The 17,281-nt window shown below is 33.9% G+C and carries 16 protein-coding genes and 1 other RNA gene; 7 read left to right on the forward strand and 10 right to left on the reverse strand.

The features are described from left to right. The first annotated feature begins 184 nt into the window (after positions 1-184). A complete protein-coding gene (locus B0M43_RS20915) occupies positions 185-2,599 on the forward strand; it encodes a thiamine pyrophosphate-dependent enzyme (protein ID WP_078005248.1) in 2,415 nt (804 codons plus the stop codon). A gap of 62 nt (positions 2,600-2,661) precedes the next feature. Here B0M43_RS20915 and B0M43_RS20920 read toward each other — a convergent pair whose 3' ends face one another. From B0M43_RS20920 to B0M43_RS20935, 4 genes are all read right to left on the reverse strand, one after another. Further along, on the reverse strand, positions 2,662-3,141 hold the full coding sequence (locus tag B0M43_RS20920) for a hypothetical protein (RefSeq protein ID WP_123921736.1): 480 nt from the start codon (positions 3,139-3,141) through the stop codon (positions 2,662-2,664). Positions 3,142-3,210: 69 nt separating this feature from the next. After that, entirely contained in the window at positions 3,211-3,942 is a 732-nt protein-coding gene (kdsB, locus tag B0M43_RS20925; RefSeq protein WP_078005250.1) for a 3-deoxy-manno-octulosonate cytidylyltransferase, read from the reverse strand. A 131-nt stretch (positions 3,943-4,073) separates the two neighbouring features. Continuing rightward, on the reverse strand, positions 4,074-4,904 hold the full coding sequence (gene ygiD, locus B0M43_RS20930; protein ID WP_078005251.1) for a 4,5-DOPA dioxygenase extradiol: 831 nt from the start codon (positions 4,902-4,904) through the stop codon (positions 4,074-4,076). Positions 4,905-5,056: 152 nt separating this feature from the next. After that, complete coding sequence (locus B0M43_RS20935) at positions 5,057-6,481, reverse strand: ATP-dependent RecD-like DNA helicase (protein ID WP_078005252.1); 1,425 nt, start codon at positions 6,479-6,481, stop codon at positions 5,057-5,059. A 425-nt stretch (positions 6,482-6,906) separates the two neighbouring features. Here B0M43_RS20935 and B0M43_RS20940 point away from each other — a divergent pair, with 425 nt between their 5' ends. Together B0M43_RS20940 and B0M43_RS20945 are read left to right on the forward strand one after the other, a co-directional pair. Further along, the gene (locus B0M43_RS20940; protein ID WP_078005253.1) at positions 6,907-7,728 is read left to right on the forward strand and encodes a DUF3822 family protein; all 822 of its coding nucleotides are present in this window, start codon (positions 6,907-6,909) and stop codon (positions 7,726-7,728) included. Further along, the gene (locus tag B0M43_RS20945; protein WP_078005254.1) at positions 7,725-8,327 is read left to right on the forward strand and encodes an RsmD family RNA methyltransferase; all 603 of its coding nucleotides are present in this window, start codon (positions 7,725-7,727) and stop codon (positions 8,325-8,327) included. The genes B0M43_RS20940 and B0M43_RS20945 overlap by 4 nt, the downstream gene beginning before the upstream one ends. A 276-nt stretch (positions 8,328-8,603) precedes the next feature. Here the strand turns inward: B0M43_RS20945 and B0M43_RS24815 are convergent, their stop codons facing one another. Together B0M43_RS24815 and B0M43_RS20950 are read right to left on the reverse strand one after the other, a co-directional pair. Beyond that, complete coding sequence (locus B0M43_RS24815; protein ID WP_256370428.1) at positions 8,604-8,930, reverse strand: outer membrane beta-barrel protein; 327 nt, start codon at positions 8,928-8,930, stop codon at positions 8,604-8,606. After that, positions 8,840-10,714 carry a TonB-dependent receptor gene (locus tag B0M43_RS20950; protein ID WP_256370409.1) on the reverse strand — a complete coding sequence of 625 codons (1,875 nt, stop codon included), beginning with the start codon at positions 10,712-10,714 and terminating at the stop codon, positions 8,840-8,842. The genes B0M43_RS24815 and B0M43_RS20950 overlap by 91 nt, the downstream gene beginning before the upstream one ends. Positions 10,715-10,973: 259 nt before the next feature. Here B0M43_RS20950 and B0M43_RS20955 point away from each other — a divergent pair, with 259 nt between their 5' ends. Both B0M43_RS20955 and B0M43_RS20960 read left to right on the forward strand, forming a co-directional pair. Beyond that, positions 10,974-12,332, forward strand: a complete 1,359-nt coding sequence (locus tag B0M43_RS20955) for a sensor histidine kinase KdpD (RefSeq protein WP_078005255.1) — start codon at positions 10,974-10,976, stop codon at positions 12,330-12,332. An 11-nt stretch (positions 12,333-12,343) separates the two neighbouring features. Continuing rightward, complete coding sequence (locus B0M43_RS20960; protein ID WP_065449441.1) at positions 12,344-13,033, forward strand: response regulator transcription factor; 690 nt, start codon at positions 12,344-12,346, stop codon at positions 13,031-13,033. A gap of 32 nt (positions 13,034-13,065) precedes the next feature. On the opposite strand, the gene B0M43_RS20965 is transcribed toward B0M43_RS20960, so the two are convergent. After that, a complete protein-coding gene (locus B0M43_RS20965) occupies positions 13,066-13,614 on the reverse strand; it encodes a hypothetical protein (RefSeq protein WP_078005256.1) in 549 nt (182 codons plus the stop codon). A gap of 206 nt (positions 13,615-13,820) precedes the next feature. Here B0M43_RS20965 and B0M43_RS20970 point away from each other — a divergent pair, with 206 nt between their 5' ends. Continuing rightward, on the forward strand, positions 13,821-14,015 hold the full coding sequence (locus B0M43_RS20970) for a hypothetical protein (protein ID WP_055096600.1): 195 nt from the start codon (positions 13,821-13,823) through the stop codon (positions 14,013-14,015). Between the two features lie 5 nt (positions 14,016-14,020). Here B0M43_RS20970 and B0M43_RS20975 read toward each other — a convergent pair whose 3' ends face one another. The 3 genes from B0M43_RS20975 to rnpB all read right to left on the reverse strand — a co-directional run bounded on the left by B0M43_RS20975 (position 14,021) and on the right by rnpB (position 16,737). After that, on the reverse strand, positions 14,021-14,938 hold the full coding sequence (locus tag B0M43_RS20975) for a ketopantoate reductase family protein (protein ID WP_078005257.1): 918 nt from the start codon (positions 14,936-14,938) through the stop codon (positions 14,021-14,023). 199 nt (positions 14,939-15,137) lie between these two features. Next, positions 15,138-16,388: a cation:dicarboxylate symporter family transporter gene (locus tag B0M43_RS20980; protein WP_078005258.1), complete on the reverse strand. Its 1,251-nt coding sequence runs from the start codon at positions 16,386-16,388 to the stop codon at positions 15,138-15,140. Positions 16,389-16,419: 31 nt separating this feature from the next. Next, positions 16,420-16,737, reverse strand: an RNA gene (gene rnpB, locus B0M43_RS20985) — RNase P RNA component class A. Positions 16,738-16,861: 124 nt separating this feature from the next. Between rnpB and B0M43_RS20990 the strand changes: the two genes are divergently transcribed. Next, a complete protein-coding gene (locus B0M43_RS20990; protein WP_065449437.1) occupies positions 16,862-17,155 on the forward strand; it encodes a hypothetical protein in 294 nt (97 codons plus the stop codon). Positions 17,156-17,281 lie beyond the last annotated feature (126 nt).

The raw sequence follows: 17,281 nt of genomic DNA on the forward strand, positions 1-17,281 counted from the left end.
AATAAATTTTAAAGAAAAACATGCGATATTATCAATAAATTACATTTTATTATAAAAATAACCCAAATAAAATACGTAGTTTTTTGATTTTAAATACAAATAATTAAATTATATTTATTTTAAAGAATTATGATTATTGATTGTTTTTAAGTAATTTCGCAGTCTAACATGACCCCTCAAGATTATGATAAAAGAAAAAAGCAATACTACATTAACATTTGAAGATTTCAAAACTGAGGTATTGAATGACTACAGAATTGCAGTAACCAGCCGCGAATGTAGCCTTTTAGGTCGTAAAGAAGTATTGACAGGAAAAGCCAAGTTTGGAATATTTGGTGACGGAAAAGAAGTTCCACAGCTTGCTATGGCAAAATCTTTTCAAAACGGAGATTTTCGTTCCGGATACTATCGCGATCAGACTTTTATGATGGCTATTGGAGAACTGACTCCAAAACAATTTTTCGCAGGTTTATATGGTCATACTGATTTAAATTTTGATCCAATGTCTGCCGGAAGACAAATGGGCGGACACTTTGTAACGCACAGTTTAAACGAAGACGGATCCTGGAAAGACTTAACAAAACAAAAAAATTCAAGCGCAGATATATCGCCTACAGCAGGACAAATGCCAAGATTATTGGGTTTGGCCCAGGCATCTAAAATTTACAGAAATGTTGAAGGTATTAAAACTAAAGACAAATTCTCTGTAAACGGAAACGAAATAGCCTGGGGAACTATAGGAAACGCAAGTACTTCTGAAGGTTTATTTTTCGAAACCATAAATGCTGCCGGAGTTTTGCAGGTACCAATGGTAATGAGTGTTTGGGATGATGAGTACGGAATCTCGGTTCACGCAAGACATCAAACTACCAAAGAAAACATCTCTGAAATCTTAAAAGGATACCAACGCGACGAAGATGCAAACGGTTACGAAATTTTCAGGGTTAAAGGATGGGATTATGCAGAGTTGGTTTCGACTTACGAAAGAGCTGCTGCAATTGCCCGCGAACAGCACGTTCCGGTTTTAATTCACGTAAACGAATTAACACAACCGCAAGGCCACTCTACTTCTGGTTCTCACGAGCGTTACAAAAACGCCGAAAGACTGGCTTGGGAAAAAGATTTTGATTGTATTCGTCAGATGCGTTTATGGATGATTGCCATCAATATTGCATCGCCTGAAGAATTGGCCGAAATTGATGCCCAATTGAAAAAAGAAGTTTTCGAAGCTAAAAAAGAAGCCTGGAACTCTTTTATCAACCCAATTATCGAAGATCAAAAAAATCTTATGGCTTTGCTGGAGCAAATTTCTGCTGCCAGTATCAACCATAAAGATAAAATACAAAAATACATTTCTGAATTAAGCGTTATCAAATCGCCTTTAAAAAAGGAAATGCTGGTAATCGCCAGAAAAATATTGCGTTTTATAGAAATTCCAAACAGCAAAGTTTTATTGTCTGACTGGATTACTAATTATATCGAAATTACCCAACCAAGATTCAGCAGCCATTTGCATTCAGATTCAGATAAAAATGTTTTTTCTGTAGAAAAAGTGCTTCCTGAATATGCTGATAATGCAAAAGCCGACCTTGATGGCCGAATGATCCTTCGTGATAACTTTGATGCTTTGTTTACCAAATATCCTGAAACACTAATCTTTGGTGAAGACGTAGGAAATATTGGTGACGTAAACCAAGGCCTTGAAGGAATGCAGGAAAAATACGGAGAACTTCGTGTTGCCGATGTTGGTATTCGTGAAGCTACTATTATTGGGCAAGGAATCGGGATGGCTTTAAGAGGTTTACGTCCAATTGCTGAAATTCAGTATTTAGATTATTTACTCTACGCAATTCAAATCATGAGCGATGATTTGGCGACATTACAATACAGAACCGTTGGTAAACAAAAAGCGCCACTGATTATCAGAACCCGCGGACATCGTCTGGAAGGAATCTGGCATTCCGGTTCTCCAATGGGAATGATTATCAACGCCGTTCGTGGTATTCACGTTCTCGTACCAAGAAACATGACACAAGCAGCAGGTTTTTACAACGCTCTTTTAGAAACTGACGAACCGGCTCTTGTAATCGAATGTTTGAATGGTTACCGATTAAAAGAAAAAACACCTTTGAATTTTGGTGAATTCAAAACACCGATTGGTGTAGTTGAAACCCTAAAAGAAGGTGCTGACATTACATTAGTTTCATACGGATCGACTTTAAGATTGGTCGAACAAGCCGCAAACGAACTTCTGGAATTAGGAATCGATTGTGAAGTAATCGACATTCAGTCCTTACTTCCGTTTGATATCAATAAAGATATTGTAAAAAGTATCGCTAAAACAAATCGTCTTTTAGTAATCGACGAAGATGTTCCTGGTGGAGCTTCGGCTTACATCCTGCAACAAATTCTGGAAGAACAAGATGCGTACATTCACTTAGACAGTAAACCGCAAACGCTGACTGCAAAAGCACACAGACCAGCTTACGGAACTGATGGTGATTATTTCTCAAAACCTTCTGCCGAAGATATTTTCGAGAAAGTATATACTTTGATGAATGAAGTTAATCCTTCGAAATATCCAAATTTGTATCAATAAATTTAGATTTATATATTTAAAAAAAAGCTCCAATATTTGGAGCTTTTTTTATATCTAATTTTTTAAGATTCTAATATCTTTTTTACTTCCTTATAATTAAGTATATCCTTAAAAAAAGTAAACGGAGCTCTTCGTGCTGGTAAAGTATTTATCAATATTTTTTCTTTTGCAACCTTAACTATTGTGACCTTTTGCCCCCAAGAAAATGAAGATCCACCGGTATAAAATTCTAAAGTTCCATCCCCTTTATGAATTAAGGTCCACTTATTTTTTTGCAGCAATTTTCCTATTTCATCTGTCGAATAATCTTTTACTAAAATTAACTCTTTGAAACGGCGCTCAGTTTCAATTCTTACAACAAAAACAATCAAAATTATTAATCCCCATGACATAAGAAAAGGCCCATCTCTTTCATAATTAGTTATACCAGCATAAATCAATAAAACTGGCATAAATAAAACAAGATAATTTTCTAGATAATCAAAATAACTAATAGGCCATTTCAATTTTCGAATCACATATTGTTTTGTATTTTTTTTCATTAAAATCCGTTTTTTATCCGTGCTTTCGCGCAAGCGAATCCGTGTCATCCGTGTGCCATTACGCGCAAACTAAACTCCTAAAATAGTACGAGCCTTTTCTAAATCCTCAGCAGTATCAATCCCAATTCCAACATGAGTTGTCTCAACCATTTTAATACGTTTTCCGAATTCTAAATAACGAAGTTGTTCCAGTTTCTCAGATGCTTCTAAAGACTTCATAGGAAGGCTGTAAAAATCTAATAAAGCCTGTTTTCTAAAAGCATAAATCCCGATGTGCTGAAAATAACGAACACCAACATCCTTATCCCTCGGATACGGAATTACAGATCTTGAAAAATACAGCGCAAACTGCGATTGATCTACTACAACTTTTACATTATTCGGGTTATTGATTTCGTCTTCATCTGTAATCTCACGCATTAGCGAAGCCAAATCAACTTTATGATCTTCATCATCTTTAAAAACCGACAAAACCTGTTCTAAAGGCCCAGCTTCAGTAAAAGGTTCGTCACCCTGAACATTCACAATAATATCAACATCAAGGCTAAAAATAGCTTCAGCAATACGATCACTGCCTGATTCGTGTTCTTTGATACTCATGATGGCTTTTCCACCATGCGAAACAATTTCATCAAAAATCAAATCCGAGTCGGTTACTACAAATACGTCATCAAACAATTTTGTGGCAACCGCTGCTTCGTAAGTTCTTAGAATTACGGTTTTCCCTCCCAAATCCTGCATGAGTTTAGCAGGAAAACGTGTTGATGCATATCGCGCCGGAATTACAGCTATTATTTTCATCCTAATATTTTTAAATTTATTTTATTCTTCGTGAATCTCTGTGAAAATCTTTGTGGATCTCTGTGGTAAAAATTATAACACAAAGTGTCACAAAGATTTTCACAGAGATTCGCAGAGTTTATTTAAGTATGTTACAAAATTTTTACTGATGTCATACTCAAAGAACCGGCCAACAATTTATCGTTGAATAAACTCAGTTCTTCTGATTTTTCTTTTAAACCTAAAGTATATAATAAAGGCAAATAATGATCCGGCGTTGGAATCGCCAATTGTATCGCCTTATTCATTTTTTCGAAATCAATTAAAGGTTGAAAATTCTCGTCAAGCAAATAATTATTAATGGTTTCGCGCGCTTCAATCGCCCAATCGAAACCGTAATTGTCCTTGTCAAAATTTCTGAAATCAACCAAACGGAGATTGTGAACGATATTTCCGCTGCCAATAATTAAAACTCCTTTACGACGTAAAGATTGTAATTTCTGAGCCAATTCAAAATGATATTGTCCCGATTTAGTATAATCAATACTCAACTGAATTACAGGAACATTTGCCTCAGGATATAAGTGTTTAATTACACTCCACGCGCCATGATCTAAACCCCAATGTTCATCTAAATCTACATTTACGGGTTCTAATATTTTCTTAGTTTCAACAGCCAGTTCAGGACTTCCTTTCGCAGGATATTGCACATCAAAAAGCGCTTGAGGAAAACCTCCAAAATCATGGATTGTTCTCGGCATTTGCATTGCAGTAACTTTGGTTCCATTGGTAAACCAATGCGCAGAAACACATAAAATAGCATTGGGCTGTGGCAATGTTTTAGCCAAATCTCGAAAACTAGCTACAAACTGATTTTCTTCAATAGCATTCATCGGGCTGCCGTGTCCCAAAAACAAAACCGGCATTTTATCTGTATTCGAAAACGTTGATGAAATCGAATGTAAGTCGTTTAGTGTTGTCATTATATTTAGATTTTTTGCCACGAATTTCACTAATTTTCACTAATTAATTCTTTGCGGCAATTTTTCTAGTTGTACTTATTTATTAGGCAATTTTAACGAATTTAATAAAAAGAAAATTCGTACTCATTCGTGAAATTCGTGGCAAAAAAAAACTACTCTTCAAAACTTTCGTCTTTAAATCCTATCAAATATAATTTATTTTTGGCACGTGTCATAGCGGTATACAACCACCTGATATAATCACGATCGATTCCGTTTGGCAGGTAAGGTTGTTCTATAAAGACAGTATTCCATTGCCCACCTTGCGATTTGTGACACGTAATCGCGTAGGAGAATTTTACTTGTAATCCGTTGAAATACTCGTTCTCTTTTACTTTTTGGAACTTCTTGTATTTTGTGGTTTCGCTTTCGTAATCTTTCATGACCTCTTCGTACAAACGATTTGATTCTTCGTAGGTTAGAGACGGAGATTCACTTTTAATGGTATCTAACAACAATACCGTTTCAAAAGGTTTCTGATCCGGATAATCGACCATTCTGATTTTTACTTTCGCAAAATTGAACCCATATAATTCCTTGATTCCGAAGAGTTCCAAAACTTCAATAATATCTCCGTTGGCAATAAATCCGGCTTCATCGGTTTCTTTTAGCCAGAAATAATTATTCTTTACCACCATCAGGAAATCCCCAACCGAAAGTTCGCTTTCTTTAAATAAAATCCTCGTTCTGATTTGTTCGTTGTATTGATTCGCCCTTTTATTCGAACGTACAATAAAAGCTGTATCCTCTATACTATAATTACTGTAAGCCGAGTTTATCGCATCCTGAATATCATAACCATCGGTAAGACGAATAATATCTTTAAATCTTTTTACATCAAATTTAAACTCAGTGATAAAAGTATCTTTCAGTAATTCACGCAGTTCTGTCGCATTGTACAAAATCCCGGAACTTTCTTCCTGACGCATTACTTCGTCGAGTTCGATATGTTCGATTTCTTTGTCATAATGCACAGCCAGAGTTTGCACATCAAGCGCAGGACTTATATCCAAATTCACCGGTGGCAACTGCGCTGTATCTCCCAAAAGAATCATCTTGCAATTGGTCCCGGAATATACATACTGAATTAAATCATCCAGAAGTGATCCGTTATCGTACAATTTCGAATCTGAATTGCTGTCTGAAATCATCGAAGCCTCATCGACGATAAAAATGGTGTTTTTATGTTTGTTTACCTGCTTGGTAAAAGCCACGCCTCCGCCAGCAGATTTTTTAGGAAAATATATTTTTTTATGAATTGTAAACGCGGGTGTATTCGAATAATTGGCAATCACTTTTGCCGCACGACCTGTTGGCGCCAGCAAAACAAACTTTTTATTAATATCTCCCAGATTGTTTACGATTGTCGAGATCACGGTTGTTTTTCCGGTTCCTGCATATCCTTTCAAGACAAAAATCGTATCGTTATGCGTGTCTGTTAGAAAAATAGCGATTTTCTGAAAAAAAACATCCTGTTTATAAGTGGGTGCAAAAGGAAATCGTTTTTGTAAAACGCCATAAAAAAGTGATGAATTCATAGGGAAAAATTGAACTACAAAGAACGGGCTTTTAAATATCAAATTCAATGTCAATTTCAAAAATCAATTTCAATGTCAAAAATCAATGTCAAACTTCAATGTCAAACTTCAATGTCAATTTCAAAAATCAATTTCAAAAATCAATTTCAATGTCAAACTTCAATGTCAATGTCAAATTTCAATATCAATCTCAAACTTTAATCTCAATCGATAAAAAACACCAACGCGGATTCTAAAAATTAATTTTAAATAAAATTAGAGATACCGAAAAACCACACAACTATTTAAATTAAGATATTACTTTTTGAAATTGAAATTTGACATTGAAGTTGGCATTGACATTGATATTGTTATTTATTTTATTTGTAAGTTTGTAATCGCCTTAAATTCTTTCTTGTAAAACAGGTAACGAATTGTAAATCAATATGTCATTGCAAAATACTAACATCACTTCCAAAAATTACAAAAAGCTTTCTATTCAGGTTTCACTGAACGGATTTTCATTTTGTTGTTTTGATACTTTAAATAATACAATAACAGCCTTTAATGAAATCAATTTTGATGCTACGCAAAAGCCATCAAAAATTGAAGAATTATACAGCGCCGCTTTTAAAAATTATCCGGAACTAAAAGATACTTACGATGAAATTTTAGTCATCCATAATAATAATCTTTCGACTTTTGTACCGAGCGCTTTGTTCGACGAAAATTTCTTAGGAAGCTATTTACAATACAATACAAAGGTTTTTGAAACCGACTTTTTTACTTTCGATCAAATTTCGAATTACGAAATGCATTCGGTTTATATCCCCTACATCAATATCAACAACTTTTTGATTGACACCGTTGGTTCGTTTGATTACAAACACGTCAACAGTATTTTGGTCGAGAAAATTCTTGAAAGCTCCAAGAACAATGATCAGAAAAAAATGGTAGTAAATTTCAATGCCAATCATTTTGAAGTTATCGTGGTTCAAAATCAGAAATTGTTATTATTCAATTCTTTTGAATATCAGACTCCGGAAGATTTTCTTTATTACATTCTTTTTACAGCCGAACAATTGAGCTTGAATCCGGAAAGTTTTCCGCTTGAATTATTAGGTACTATACATCAAAACGATCCGTACTATTCCATTGCATACAAATACATTCGTCATATTTCATTTTTGGATGTAAGCACATTACAAGAAAGAAACAGCTTTTCAACTGCACAAAATAAAAAACATTATATCTTATTTCAATCATGAGAATCATTTCAGGAAAATACAAAGGACGCCGCATTTTTCCGCCAAAAAACCTTCCTGTAAGACCTACGACTGACATGAGTAAAGAAGCATTGTTTAATGTTTTGAACAATCATTTTAGTTTTGAAGGCTTAAAGGTTTTGGATTTATTTGCCGGAACAGGAAACATTACTTACGAATTCGCTTCGCGCGGAAGTGCTCCAATAACCTCAGTTGATGGTGATTTTGGATGTGTAAAATTTATCAAACAAGTGTCATCAGAATATGATTTTGATGTCGCTGCAACGAAAAGTGATGTCTATAAATTCTTAGACAATTGCAAAACCTCTTACGATATCATTTTTGCCGATCCTCCTTACGGATTAGATCAGGCAGCGTTTGAAAAAATTGTTCTTACGGTTTTCGAAAGAGAACTATTAAATGAAGACGGAATGATGATTATTGAACATTCTAAATACACGAAAATGGAACATTTAAGTAATTTTTCTTTTCAAAAAAATTATGGAGGTTCATTTTTTAGTTTCTTCGAACTCAACTCGACTGATGATGAGGAAGAACTGACTATTAAATTAAATAAAGCTACAGAAGACGACGAAGGTTAGTTTTAGTTTGAATATAATAAGCTCAAATGGAGCGAAATCGAGATTTTATAATATTTCCGATTTCGCTCCATTTTGCAATAATTGAAATTCTAAACTTTAATTTTAACACATAGAAACATAGATTTTTTTTATGCATCTAAAAGAATTCCAAAAAAGAAATAAATTTCCTTCTCATAGCCCGCTCTGTGCATTTGAAATAAGTGAAACGCCTTTTTTCGAGTAAACCATTGTATGTTTCTATGTGTTAAAAATAATTACACACAATGATTTCTTTTTTTAATTCACCCGGCCCGAGTTTTGCTCCATGCTTTTTCCTTTAAATTCAGTTTCCTTTACTTTTCCAAAAGAATACTTGATTGAAATAGAAATTTCATGTTCATCTACCAAATACCTTGCTTTTGAGTTGATATTGTTAATGGTAAATACTTCTTCTTCATTTATCTTTTTAAATACATTATTAAAGTTCAGACTGCAATTCCAATTTTTAAAGAAAGTTTTCGAAACTGCCATGTCTACAATTGCCCTGGCATTTCTTTCAAAAACACCTTTGTTTTGTTTTGTAACTCCTCTAAAAGCAAGAACAGCCGTATATCCTTTTGGCAGTTTGAATTCATTGTTTGAATAATAATATGCATACGGTTTTGAAGATAAAAATACTGCCGAAGCATCATCTTCTCTGAAACAAAAACTAAAGAATTGGTTATCGTCCAGAATTTATAGGTAAAAGGCACTTCAACGTCGAGAACAAACGCAGATTCCTTGTCAAAATTCACGTCTTTAAAAGTCATTATATTCAGTTCTTTATCAAAAAAGAAACTATTGTAAACCGGATTTGTATTTTGATAATAGGTTAGTTTTACCGATTTATCATGATACTGAAATGTCGAAGAAATTTCGTTGACAATCGTAGGATTCAGATTGATATTTCTGGCATATAAAAAATACGGATTTATATATGTTGTCCCCTGACTTAGCGACGAATAATTGGGTCTTGAAATACTCTTTGCGTAATTTATACTAATGTTTTTCGTACTGTCTATTGCGACTGAAAACTGTATTTTGGGGAAAAAATCAGTATAATTTTTATTGATTAAAGGCGATAAATCAGTTTTAAACTTTCCGTTTACATTGGTGTTTTCAACTCTAAAACCCACGGAGAAATCGACTTTTTTAATCTTTCCTGAAAGCTGAGTGTAACCTGCCAGATTTTGCTCTTTAAAATCATAATGACTAATTTCATTTTCACTTTTCTCAAAATACACTATATCAGAATCTGATTTTGAATCGGCAGAAGCATACAATCCTCCTATTTCCAACTTCATTTCGTTTTTAAACTTTTTCTCAACATCAATCTTTCCTGAAAATACATTGACCTGAAATTTTTGATCACGAAGTTGTGTGAGTTCAAATTGGGTATTATTATAATTATTCTGCACATGGCTCCATAATCCCTGATCGAAATTAGAATATTGCAAACCGGTAAAAACCTGTGTATCGATCGCTTTTATTTTTTTAGAATAGTTTACAAATGAGTTTACAAAATTCTTCTTGCTGTCATTATCACTATACGTTAAAACATTATTTTCTACATTTTTATTTGTATTACCTGTTATAGTATTAATTGGAAAAATGTCTTTTTGAGGCCTGCCGTTTACACTAAACGAAAAATAATCCTCTTCGTTTATTTTGTAAAATAAACTGCCTCCAAAAACAAATTGCCTTTTTTTAGAATAAGCAGTTACATCATACTTAGAAATAATTTGCGCATCCGGAATTTGATAATCGATACTATGATTTTCCCAAGGCTGTAATTGATTGTAATTAAAATTGGCTTTCCATTCGATTTTATTCTTTTTAAAACTGGTATTAAAACCAAGATAATTACTGTATTTTTTCTTAAAAGAAACAACCTCAGAAATCTCTGTTCTAAAACCATCTTTTTTGCTAAATCTTCGTGTAATCAGGATTACAGAACGACCTTCGGCTTCATATTTAGAGGACGGGTTCTGAATGATTTCTATCGTTTTAATATCGGCCACAGCCAAAGCATTCAAATCGTTCATTCCAACTTTTTGATTGTCGATGTAGATTAAAGGATTTCCGCGCCCAACAACCGAAATACTTTCTTTATCAGAACTTACCTGAACCGTTGGCAATTTTGCTAATAAATCAACCGTATTTGGGATCGAATTATAGATCGAATTGGCGACATCAACTTTTATATTTCCGTTTGCATTGGTAAAAGTTTTTTTGTTCTGAGCAACCACAACTTCATTTAATGTATTCGAAATACTGTCTTTTGGTGTTTCATTTTGAGAATATCCAAATAACGAAAGCAGAAAAAGAAATAAAATCAGGAAAAGTTTCAAGGGCAAATAGGCGGTCATTTTTGGTTGGAGTTAAAGTTGTGATCCTGCAAAAATGCTTTAAAAAAAAGGTTGCGTAGGTTAATTGAAGGTTAATGCGGGGTTAATGTGCTGATTGTATCATAAAAGCATTAATTTTGAAATTAGGAATAGCCCACGGATTTTACGGATTTACACGGATTTTTTTATAAATCTGAAAAGTCTTTAATCTGCGTAAAAAAAAAAATCCGTGTAAACCAGTTTAACCCGTTTCATCCGCGAGCCATAACAAAAACAACTAATGAAACAAAGAATCAATTTACTAATAGCGTTTTCTGTCGTTGCTCTTATCGTTCTATCAGCGGTACAATGCTATTTGGTAAAAACTACTTACGATTACAAAGTGGCGCAGTTTCATACCGAAATCAAAAATGAAATTGCTCAAATCTCTAATAATTATAGTGATATTGATTCGGTACTTGTAGCAAAAAAAGACGCGCTCTACAAACAATTATCTGAAAATTATATTCAGGGGAAAAATACCAAAGTCGATGTTAAAAAATACATTCTTGAAAATGAATATCGGGATGCATTAACGCAAAAAATTCAGCGTAAATTCGAAAGAGATTTACCGGATCTAAAGATAGATTTTGCTATTGTACTGAATAAATTTGTCCTGTATCAAAATGCCAAAAAAGCAGATACTATTTTTTCTGAAAAACCTTTTATTCGAAATAAACTATACGGTAATCTGGCATCCTTAAATCATGCATTTCTGGTTAGAAATTATGTTGGAACAACAAACGGTTCTTATGCCAGTCAGGATTATAAATTACTGACCGAAGACTCCATGTATATCTCGGTAATCGATTGGGAAATGATTATTTTAAGACGAATGACTTTTGTTTTAATTCTCTCGCTGCTTTCTGTACTAACGCTTATAACGCTTTTTGTCATTGCCATAAAAGCCTTAATCAAGCAGAAAAAAGTAAACGAAATCAAAACCGATTTTATTAATAATATTACGCACGAACTCAAAACTCCTTTGGCGACTTTGGGTATTTCGACCAAAATATTAGAGCGAAAAGATATTAGAGATAATGATGAAAATTTTAATGCTATCGTCAATACGATTTCACGCCAAAACAATCGTTTACAAAATTTGATCGATCAGGTGATGGCGAATTCACTGGCCGAGAATGGAATTGAATTACAAAAAGAAAAAATAGAAACGGAAGATTTTCTGTTAACGATAATCAATGATTTTAAAATTGCATTTCCAAAAATCAATCTTAAAACCGATTTTCAAACTCATAAAACAATTTTGGTTTTAGATAAATTCCATCTCACAACTGCGTTTTTAAATGTTCTTGAAAATGCTGTAAAATATGGTTCAAACACGATAACTGTAAAAACAAGTATTGTCGAAAATCAGTTCTCTATTAGTATTGAAGATGACGGAATTGGAATTGAAAAGAACAAACAATCACTTCTTTTTGAAAAATTTTATCGCGTACAACAAGGAAACCTTCACAATACAAAAGGCTTAGGATTAGGTCTTTATTATGTAGATCAAATTATAAAAGCGCATCAGGGTACTGTGAATGTTGTGAGTGATTTAGGAAAAGGAACTCAGTTTACTATTTTATTAAAAGTTTAAATTACCTTATTTTGAAAAAATTACTTTTAGCTGAAGACGATTTTGATTTTGCAGCCATTTTAAAACAATACTTAGAACTGCATCAATTTGAAGTAATCTGGGCAGAAAATGGAGAAATAGCTGTAGACTATTTTAAAAAACAGACTTTTGATATTTGCGTTTTTGATGTCATGATGCCCAAAATGGACGGATTTTCACTGGCCGAAAAAATAATTACGATCAATCCCGAAATTCCGTTTATTTTCCTGACTGCAAGAAAATTAAAAGAAGACAAAATTATTGGTTTAAAACTGGGCGCAGACGATTATATCATAAAACCTTTTGAAGTAGACGAACTGATTCTGCGTTTGCAGAACATTTTAAAGAGAATGGAGCAAAAAAGAAGTCTCGAGGGAAATAATATAATTGAAATTGGTTCTTATATTTTTGATAATGAAAGATTAACCCTTAATAATAAAAATCACGTGCAGCAGCTCACAGAAATGGAAGCTTCTCTTATCGAATATTTATATCTGAATCATAATCAGCTATTAAAAAGAGATCAAATTTTAATGTCGGTCTGGAAAAAAGACGATTATTTTTCAGGACGAAGTATGGATGTTTTTATCAGCAGACTTAGAAAATATTTTAACTCAGATCCAAAAATAAAAATTGAAAGTGTTCGAAATATTGGATTAGAATTTAAAATAGAAAAACCTTGATCTCTCAAGGTTTTCTACTATATCTCTTTTGATTATTTTCCAATAACCCAACCTAAAGTAAAGTTAGCAACGGGTACAAATTCAGTATCATATTTATCAAAATTCACACCCGGCCCTAAATGTACTTCAAGATTGAACCGGCCTTTGTAAGTACGTTGAAACCCCCAAAGTGCTGCCAAAGTAAACGACGGATCGTAATTACCGTATTTTTCGTTGGTATTTAATGATTTAAAGTTATAATAAGCAGACGCGGCTAAAAAGTTCCCTGAATTGCGGGCGGTTCTTTTTCCTTTGGCAGCTCTTTTTTCTAAATTATAATAATGACGAAACTGTTCGTTGATCGTAGGAAAAACATACCAACTTGATTCGCCATAATAACTGCTATAACGATAACCAACTCCTAAAGTTACTTCAGAATAAAGTGTGTTTTTAGCATCAAAACCATGCTCATAAACAAATGCGGGAAATAGCAAATTAACCTTAAACTGATTTTTAACTACAGCAATCGGAGCATCATCCTGCGCCTGAACAGCATTAATAAAAAGAACAGCTAAAAGTAAAAACAGGTAATTTTTCTTCATGTTTGATTTTTAAATTGTTGCATCAAAAATAAGATTAAAACAATACAAAGGAATTAAAAATCAAAATATTTTCTTACACTAAATATGTAGCAAAGTATTGGGCATTATATAAACTACTGTAAATGATATAAGTTTTAGAACCAATTGTATAACTATTTACATCAAGTACGTAATACATTTGTAATGAACATTTAAAACCAAACATCATGAACCTAAAAAGATTTTTCGGAGGACTATTAACCATCCTCGGAATCGTTGGTTTGATTTATACTGCTGTTATATTTGCAGGGACTTCAGGCGAAACGCGAGACATTAAATCACTAATTATTTACGGTATATTAGGTATAGTGTTTTTTATGTCAGGAATTAGTTTAGTGCGCGCTACAAAAGACGAAGCATAAACTTTTCAAGACAATAAAACGGTACTTATTTTTTCGTACAGAGGAGTTTTTACGCCATATTTCAAAGCTTCTTCGACTACAAATTTTGTCAGCGAAGCCGCTTCTATTTTATTACCTGCCAAGTAATCCCTGTGCATAGATGAAGTCGCTTCTTTAGGCGATTTTTCTAGTTTTACAATAGTCTGGTTTACAATATCATCTGATAGTTGTAAACCTTTGGCTTTGGCTACCATTTCAATTTCTTTAAGTAATTCTACATAAATAGCTTTAGCATCAGAATTGCTTAAAATCTGTCCAATATTCTGGTTTAAATAAGAAGTTACAGAAGCCAGAGCAGAAATGAAAATGAATTTTTCCCAAACTGTTTCTTCAATATTCTCTACCAAATAACTTTCGATTTTAGCTTTCTGAAAAATGCTTTGTAATTCGTTTAATTTTGAATTTGAAGCCGTTTTAGAACCAAAGAATAACTTTTCATAAAAACCAATTTTCCGAATTGTTCCAGGCGAAAAAATCATCGAAATAATATAAACACAACCTTGCAAAATATCATTTTCTGGAAATAATTTATGAATACGTTCTGGAGCATCTACTCCATTATATAGCGGAAGAATCACCGTTTCCTGAGCGATACATTGCTGCAACGAAAGTAAACTTTCCTCGATGTCATAGGTTTTAGTGGCACAAATTAAATAATCCAATATGCCAATTTCATCCGGATTATTCGAAACCAATTTTGGATAAACAACAGTTTCTGTATCATCTGTAATGATTGTCAATCCGTTTTCGGCGATTGCTTTTTGAGTTTCGCCACGAGCGATAAAAATCACTTCAATTTCTTCAGACTTGTAATACGCTTTCGCTAAAAGTCCTCCAAAATAACCACCTACTCCACCGAGCCCTAAAATTCCTATTCTAATCATAAATTTTAAATTTTAAATTCCAATAAATATAAAGTAACGTAGGAACGGAATTACGCGTGTGATTTCTCTCTTCGTTCGAAATGACAAAAATGTGGTGCAAAAGAACCAAACACAAACCAATAAAAATCCGCATAAATCCGCGCTTTCGCGAAAGCGAATCCGTGTCATCCGTGTGTCATTACGCGCAAAGCCAAACAAATTATTCCTCTACAACTGGATCGAGATTAAGCTCTGTAAAATCACGTTCGCTTTTTGAGATTACAATTGTTGCTACTGTATTTCCAATCAAATTGGTTATCGCTCTTGCTTCGCTCATAAATTTATCAACTCCCAGTAAAAAAGCCAAGCCTTCTACAGGAATTTTATGCAATGCCGTCAATGTCGAAGCCAGAACAATAAAACCGCTTCCGGTAACTCCCGCCGCACCTTTTGAGGTAATCATCAGGATTCCTATTACACTTAGTATTTCGAAAAAACTCAAATGTACATCATACAATTGTGCCAGAAAAATCACCGACATCGACAAATAAATTGAAGTTCCGTCGAGATTAAAAGAATAACCCGTTGGGATCACCAACCCCACAACCGATTTACTGCAACCCATTTGTTCCAGTTTTACCATAATACTTGGTAAAGCAGCTTCAGATGACGAAGTTCCCAAAACCAGTAAAAGCTCTTCTTTAATATATTTTAAAATCGAAAGAATACTGATTTTATAATATCGCAAAATACTTCCCAAAATCAAAAACACAAACAAAGCCATAGTCAGGTAAACACAAAGCATCAGTTTGCCAAGCGGAATCAAAGTTCCCAAACCAAACTTACCAATCGTATACGCCATTCCGCCAAATGCACCAATTGGGGCAAGATACATGACGTATTTCAACCCAAAGAAAACGACTTTTGAAAAGCGTTCCAGTACCAAAATGGTTTGTTCTCTTTTGCTGTAAAAGTTCAAAGCAATACCGCAAACAATTGCTGCCAGTAAGACCTGTAATGTAAAGTTCGAAAAGAAAAACTCCAACCACGAAAAATCCTTCGCTGTGCCTTTTGTATATTGACTAGCATCGCCCAAAGTCAAACCTGATTTATCAATTTTACCGGGTTTAAAAAAATAAGCCACTGCAACACCAATAGCCAGTGCCACTGTCGAAACTACCTCAAAGTATCCCAGCGCTTTCACACCAATTCGGCCTACTTTTTTCAGGTTTCCCATTCCGGAAATTCCCAATACAATGGTAAGGAAGATAATCGGACCAATAAAAAGTTTGATTAGTGCGATAAATTTAGTGCCTAAAATTTCCATTTTTACACCATTTTCGGGCGAAAAATGTCCTAGCAAAATCCCGGCAATAATGGCAATTAAAACCCAAAAAGTAAGATTGGTAATTATGAGTTTAAAAGTACTTTTTCCCGGTTTAGCAAAAGGTTTTGGAGTGGTTATATTCATGAAGGTAGATTAGAGAGTTTCACAAATATATAAAAAATGCAGACCTGTAAGCCGGATTCTGTCCTCGATAAATCAAGGCCTTATCATTTATCTAGATCATGTATTACTACATGACTCAAGCTACCTACCCTTCAACAACGGACGAGAAGCCCTTAAATGCTGATATACTTGGTATTTCACCGCATAGAGTTTACCTGGTTTCACTACAGCATTACCTGTACATACTTTCTGTTGCACTTGTCCTTGCGTTATCTCTAACGCCGACGGGTGTTACCCGCTATGCTTCTCTGTGGTGTCCGGACTTTCCTCCCTCCCGATAAATTGGGACGACGATAAGGCGGTCTGCGGTGCAAAAGTAGCGTTTTATCTACTAACAATAATCATTTTAAATTTTAGATTTTTGGCCTATTATCATAATGATTTAATTTTAAATTGGTTATCTTTAAAATCCATAATTTTAAAATTCAATTATCATGACAAGAATGTATCACTACGCAACTGTTTCAAAAGCTCTGGATCAATTACATGAAAAAGGATTTACTTGTGATTTTAATCTAAACTCGGACCTGATTAAAAAGAATCCTGAAAAATTTGAAATTGTACATGTGTATCGATACGAAGGGGAATCAGACCCTGGCGATGAGGCAGTTGTATACGGAATTAAATCAACATCAGGCAAAAAAGGCGTTTATGTAGCAGGCTTTTCCGCCGACTCAGATCAGGAAACTGCTAAATTTTTATTTGATTTAAGCATTAAAGGAAGATAAATAATAAGTCGCTGGGTTTAAAATAACTTAAACTCAGCGACATAAAATATTAAACTTCGTGCGGTGGGGTTCGCCACAAAAGATTGGAACGGATAGCAGGATCTGCTCCTAAAAAAATTTCATAAC

Origin of the sequence: Flavobacterium sp. KBS0721 (genome assembly GCF_002007065.3) — a bacterium.
GTDB lineage: Bacteria > Bacteroidota > Bacteroidia > Flavobacteriales > Flavobacteriaceae > Flavobacterium > Flavobacterium piscis.

What these genes read in the sequence shown, in the direction of transcription:
- B0M43_RS20915 (WP_078005248.1), top strand. Translation starts at nt 185, where the DNA reads ATGATAAAAGAAAAAAGCAATACTACATTAACATTTGAAGATTTCAAA.
- B0M43_RS20975 (WP_078005257.1), bottom strand. Translation starts at nt 14,938, where the DNA reads ATGATTAGAATAGGAATTTTAGGGCTCGGTGGAGTAGGTGGTTATTTT.
- B0M43_RS20990 (WP_065449437.1), top strand. Translation starts at nt 16,862, where the DNA reads ATGACAAGAATGTATCACTACGCAACTGTTTCAAAAGCTCTGGATCAA.
- B0M43_RS20940 (WP_078005253.1), top strand. Translation starts at nt 6,907, where the DNA reads ATGTCATTGCAAAATACTAACATCACTTCCAAAAATTACAAAAAGCTT.
- B0M43_RS20980 (WP_078005258.1), bottom strand. Translation starts at nt 16,388, where the DNA reads ATGAATATAACCACTCCAAAACCTTTTGCTAAACCGGGAAAAAGTACT.
- B0M43_RS20935 (WP_078005252.1), bottom strand. Translation starts at nt 6,481, where the DNA reads ATGAATTCATCACTTTTTTATGGCGTTTTACAAAAACGATTTCCTTTT.
- B0M43_RS20945 (WP_078005254.1), top strand. Translation starts at nt 7,725, where the DNA reads ATGAGAATCATTTCAGGAAAATACAAAGGACGCCGCATTTTTCCGCCA.
- B0M43_RS20955 (WP_078005255.1), top strand. Translation starts at nt 10,974, where the DNA reads ATGAAACAAAGAATCAATTTACTAATAGCGTTTTCTGTCGTTGCTCTT.
- B0M43_RS20920 (WP_123921736.1), bottom strand. Translation starts at nt 3,141, where the DNA reads ATGAAAAAAAATACAAAACAATATGTGATTCGAAAATTGAAATGGCCT.
- B0M43_RS20970 (WP_055096600.1), top strand. Translation starts at nt 13,821, where the DNA reads ATGAACCTAAAAAGATTTTTCGGAGGACTATTAACCATCCTCGGAATC.
- ygiD (WP_078005251.1), bottom strand. Translation starts at nt 4,904, where the DNA reads ATGACAACACTAAACGACTTACATTCGATTTCATCAACGTTTTCGAAT.
- kdsB (WP_078005250.1), bottom strand. Translation starts at nt 3,942, where the DNA reads ATGAAAATAATAGCTGTAATTCCGGCGCGATATGCATCAACACGTTTT.
- B0M43_RS20965 (WP_078005256.1), bottom strand. Translation starts at nt 13,614, where the DNA reads ATGAAGAAAAATTACCTGTTTTTACTTTTAGCTGTTCTTTTTATTAAT.
- B0M43_RS20950 (WP_256370409.1), bottom strand. Translation starts at nt 10,714, where the DNA reads ATGACCGCCTATTTGCCCTTGAAACTTTTCCTGATTTTATTTCTTTTT.